The organism is Microcoleus sp. AR_TQ3_B6, assembly GCF_036702785.1.
Taxonomy (GTDB): domain Bacteria; phylum Cyanobacteriota; class Cyanobacteriia; order Cyanobacteriales; family Microcoleaceae; genus Microcoleus.
The window spans coordinates 1-4,884 of record NZ_JAUBVJ010000181.1 but is presented as its reverse complement, the minus strand read 5'-3'; the positions used below and the strand labels follow the sequence as shown (position 1 = coordinate 4,884).

General features: G+C 54.6%; 2 tRNA genes and 2 rRNA genes. All 4 read right to left on the bottom strand.

The features are described from left to right. Positions 1 to 2,575: ribosomal RNA gene (locus tag QUB56_RS36255) — 23S ribosomal RNA — on the bottom strand; the annotation flags it as partial. 216 nt (positions 2,576 to 2,791) lie between these two features. Then, positions 2,792 to 2,868 (bottom strand) — tRNA-Ile (locus QUB56_RS36250). A 20-nt stretch (positions 2,869 to 2,888) separates the two neighbouring features. Continuing rightward, positions 2,889 to 2,964: transfer RNA gene (locus QUB56_RS36245), tRNA-Ala, on the bottom strand. Positions 2,965 to 3,060: 96 nt separating this feature from the next. After that, positions 3,061 to 4,605, bottom strand: a 16S ribosomal RNA gene (locus QUB56_RS36240). Positions 4,606 to 4,884: the final 279 nt, after the last annotated feature.

The following is a 4,884-nucleotide window of genomic DNA, read 5'->3' as shown; positions in this document are numbered from 1 at the left end:
CAGATAGGGACCGAACTGTCTCACGACGTTCTGAACCCAGCTCGCGTACCACTTTAAATGGCGAACAGCCATACCCTTGGGACCGACTACAGCCCCAGGATGTGATGAGCCGACATCGAGGTGCCAAACACCGCCGTCGATATGAACTCTTGGGCGGTATCAGCCTGTTATCCCCGGAGTACCTTTTATCCGTTGAGCGATGGCCCTTCCATACAGAACCACCGGATCACTAAGACCTACTTTCGTACCTGCTTGATCCGTCGATCTTGCAGTCAAGCACGCTTATGCCTTTGCACACAGTGCGCGATGTCCGACCGCGCTGAGCGTACCTTCGTGCTCCTCCGTTACTCTTTAGGAGGAGACCGCCCCAGTCAAACTACCCACCATACATGGTCCCCGACCCGGATTACGGGCCCAGGTTAGAACGTCAAGCACATCAGGGTGGTATTTCAAGGATGGCTCCACCGAAGCTGGCGCCTCGGTTTCATAGCCTCCCACCTATCCTACACAGACGAACTCAACGTTCAATGTAAAGCTATAGTAAAGGTTCACGGGGTCTTTCCGTCTTGCCGCGGGAACGCTGCATCTTCACAGCGATTTCAATTTCACTGAGTCTTGGGTGGAGACAGCGCCGCTGTCGTTACGCCATTCGTGCAGGTCGGAACTTACCCGACAAGGAATTTCGCTACCTTAGGACCGTTATAGTTACGGCCGCCGTTTACTGGGGCTTCGATCAAGAGCTTCGCTTGCGCTGACCCCATCACTTAACCTTCCAGCACCGGGCAGGCGTCACACCCTATACGTCCACTTTCGTGTTTGCAGAGTGCTGTGTTTTTGATAAACAGTCGCAGCGGCCTGGTCACTGCGGCCCTCCTCAGCTATTCACCATGGAGGGCGTACCTTCTCCCGAAGTTACGGTACTATTTTGCCTAGTTCCTTCACCCAAGTTCTCTCAAGCGCCTGAGAATTCTCATCCTGCCCACCTGTGTCGGATTACGGTACGGTCTGCGTAAGCTGAAGCTTAGGAGCTTTTCCTGGAAGCGTGATATCAGCAGCTTAGCCCGATAGGGCTCGTCCTTGGTCTCAACGTTGCGCTCCCGGATTTGCCTAAGAGCACCGCCTCAACCCTCTCACCGGGACAACCAACGCCCGGCCTGCTTAACCTTCTCCGTCCCTCCATCGCACTTACGCGAGGTGCTGGAATATTAACCAGCTTCCCATCGACTACGCATTTCTGCCTCGCCTTAGGGGCCGACTCACCCTGCGCCGATTAACGTTGCGCAAGGAAACCTTGGGCTTTCGGCGTGCGGGCTTTTCACCCGCATTATCGTTACTCATGTCAGCATTCGCACTTCCGATACCTCCAGCGGACTTCTCAATCCACCTTCGACGGCTTACGGAACGCTCCTCTACCGCGCACACAAAGTGTGCACCCCAAGCTTCGGTTTATCGCTTAGCCCCGTTAAATCTTCCGCGCAGACCGACTCGACCAGTGAGCTATTACGCTTTCTTTAAAGGGTGGCTGCTTCTAAGCCAACCTCCTGGCTGTCTGTGCCTTTCCACATCGTTTCCCACTTAGCGATAATTTGGGACCTTAGCTGTGGGTCTGGGTTGTTTCCCTTTTCACGACGGACGTTAGCACCCGCCGTGTGTCTCCCGCGCAGTCTGTCTTGGTATTCGGAGTTTGCCATGGTTTGGTAAGTCGCAATGACCCCCTAGCCATAACAGTGCTCTACCCCCAAGAAGATTCACGCGAGGCGCTACCTAAATAGCTTTCGAGGAGAACCAGCTATCTCCGGGTTCGATTAGCTTTTCACTCCTAATCACACCTCATCCCCTACCTTTGCAACGGGAGTGGGTTCGGGCCTCCAGTTGATGTTACTCAACCTTCACCCTGGGCATGACTAGATCACCCGGTTTCGGGTCTACTGCCTGCGACTATGCGCCCTATTCAGACTCGGTTTCCCTTCGCCTCCCCTATACGGTTAAGCTTGCCACAAACAGTAAGTCGCTGACCCATTATACAAAAGGTACGCCGTCACCCTTGCGGGCTCCGACTGCTTGTACGCACACGGTTTCAGGGTCTATTTCACTCCCTTCACCAGGGTTCTTTTCGCCTTTCCCTCACGGTACTGGTTCACTATCGGTCGGTCAGTAGTATTTAGCCTTGGAGGATGGTCCCCCCATGTTCAGACAGGGTTTCACGTGCCCCGCCCTACTCAATTTCATCGACTGAGCCCTTTCACATACAGGGCTATCACCTTCTATGGCCGGCCTTTCCAGGCGCGTTTTGTTAAAGCTCAATCGACTTTTGGGCTAGTCCCCGTTCGCTCGTCGCTACTGAGGGAATCTCGGTTGATTTCTTTTCCTACGGTTACTTAGATATTTCAGTTCACCGCGTTCGCTTCCAGCAGCTATGTATTCACTGCAGGATACCCCGAAGGGTGGGTTTCCCCATTCAGACATCGCCGGATCAATGCTTGTTGCCAGCTCCCCGACGCTTTTCGCAGGCTGCCACGTCTTTCATCGCCTCTGACCGCCAAGGCATCCACCGTGTGCGCTTATTCGCTTGACCATATAACCTCAAGTTGCCTCGAGGTCATTCGTCGCGAATACAACGAACTACAACTTCAATAAAAGCATCTTGCGATGCTTCGCCTTAGCCTCTTTCGACACGTCTGGACATTCGTCTCAAACGCTCGTTACGTCCCAAGTTTTCAAAGATCACGACACCGGCTTCAGCGCCGGAATCATTTCAAATCTTTAGTGTGCGCGACTTCATCCAAAGCGATGGTGGGTCTGGGAGGACTCGAACCACCGACCTCACCCTTATCAGGGGTGCGCTCTAACCACCTGAGCTACAGACCCGTTGTTGCGTCTAAGCCAGATGGTGGAGCCAGTCGGGATCGAACCGACGACCCCCTGCTTGCAAAGCAGGTGCTCTCCCAGCTGAGCTATGGCCCCGTTTGCCTGTATCACGGACTTGCCGTGAGGCGGGACGCTTTGGATGCAGGTCACTTGTGCGGACGTCTGACAAGCAATTTGCTGTCTTCTGTCTCTAAAGGAGGTGATCCAGCCGCACCTTCCGATACGGCTACCTTGTTACGACTTCACCCCAGTCATCGGCCACACCGTGGCAAGCGCCCCCCTTGCGGTTAAGCTACCTGCTTCTGGTGCAACAAACTCCCATGGTGTGACGGGCGGTGTGTACAAGGCCCGGGAACGTATTCACCGCAGCAATGCTGATCTGCGATTACTAGCGATTCCGACTTCATGGAGTCGAGTTGCAGACTCCAATCCGGACTGAGATGGGGTTTCTGGGATTGGCTCACTCTCGCGAGTTTGCAGCCCTCTGTCCCCACCATTGTAGTACGTGTGTAGCCCTGGCCGTAAGGGCCATGATGACTTGACGTCATCCCCACCTTCCTCCGGCTTGTCGCCGGCGGTCTCCCTAGAGTTCCCACCATTACGTGCTGGCAACTAGGGACAAGGGTTGCGCTCGTTGCGGGACTTAACCCAACATCTCACGACACGAGCTGACGACAGCCATGCAGCACCTGTGTCACGGTTCCCGAAGGCACCAATCCATCTCTGGAAAGTTCCGTGCATGTCAAGGCCAGGTAAGGTTCTTCGCGTTGCATCGAATTAAACCACATACTCCACCGCTTGTGCGGGCCCCCGTCAATTCCTTTGAGTTTCAGTCTTGCGACCGTACTCCCCAGGCGGCGAACTTAACGCGTTAGCTTCGATACTGAGTGCCTAGTTGCACCCAACATCCAGTTCGCATCGTTTAGGGCGTGGACTACCAGGGTATCTAATCCTGTTTGCTCCCCACGCTTTCGTGCCTCAGTGTCAGTGCTGGTCCAGATGGCCGCCTTCGCCACAGATGTTCCTCCCGATCTCTACGCATTTCACTGCTACACCGGGAATTCCGCCATCCTCTACCGCACTCTAGCCCGCCAGTATCCAATGCAATTCCCAGGTTGAGCCCAGGGCTTTCACATCAGACTTAACGAACCACCTACGCACGCTTTACGCCCAGTAATTCCGAGTAACGCTTGCACCCTTCGTATTACCGCGGCTGCTGGCACGAAGTTAGCCGGTGCTTATTCTTCCGGTACCGTCAGAACACCGAAGTATTAATCCAGTGCTTTTCTTTCCGGACAAAAGGGCTTTACAACCCGAAGGCCTTCTTCACCCACGCGGCATGGCTGGATCAGGCTTGCGCCCATTGTCCAATATTCCCCACTGCTGCCTCCCGTAGGAGTCTGGACCGTGTCTCAGTTCCAGTGTGGCTGATCATCCTCTCAGACCAGCTACCGATCGTCGCCTTGGTGGGCCATTACCCCGCCAACTAGCTAATCGGACATCGGCTCATCTAATCGCGCGAGGTCTTGCGATCCCCCGCTTTCACCCGTAGGTCGTATGCGGTATTAGCGTAAGTTTCCCTACGTTATCCCCCACGACTAGGCAGATTCCGATGTATTCCTCACCCGTCCGCCACTCGCCACCCACAGTATTGCTACTGCTGTGCTGCCGTTCGACTTGCATGTGTTAGGCCTGCCGCCAGCGTTCACTCTGAGCCAGGATCAAACTCTTCACTTAAAATTTTCGGACCGAAGTCCTATTACTTTGAGTGCAGTCGTCTCCCAAGCTCCAATTACTCACTTGCATTTGCATGCTTTGAATCTTTGGTTCTTGCTCGAACGTCTGCAATATGGACAACCATCCACTCGCCAGACGCCCGCACAAGTCACCTGCGCACACTGTCAAAGATCGTCGGATTCGGCCTCAGCGCCTCATCCCTTCTTGCCTCTCAACCCGCCGCCGAAGCGTCCGAGTGAGCCGCACATTATAGGGTCGTTTTCGTTGCCGTCAACACCC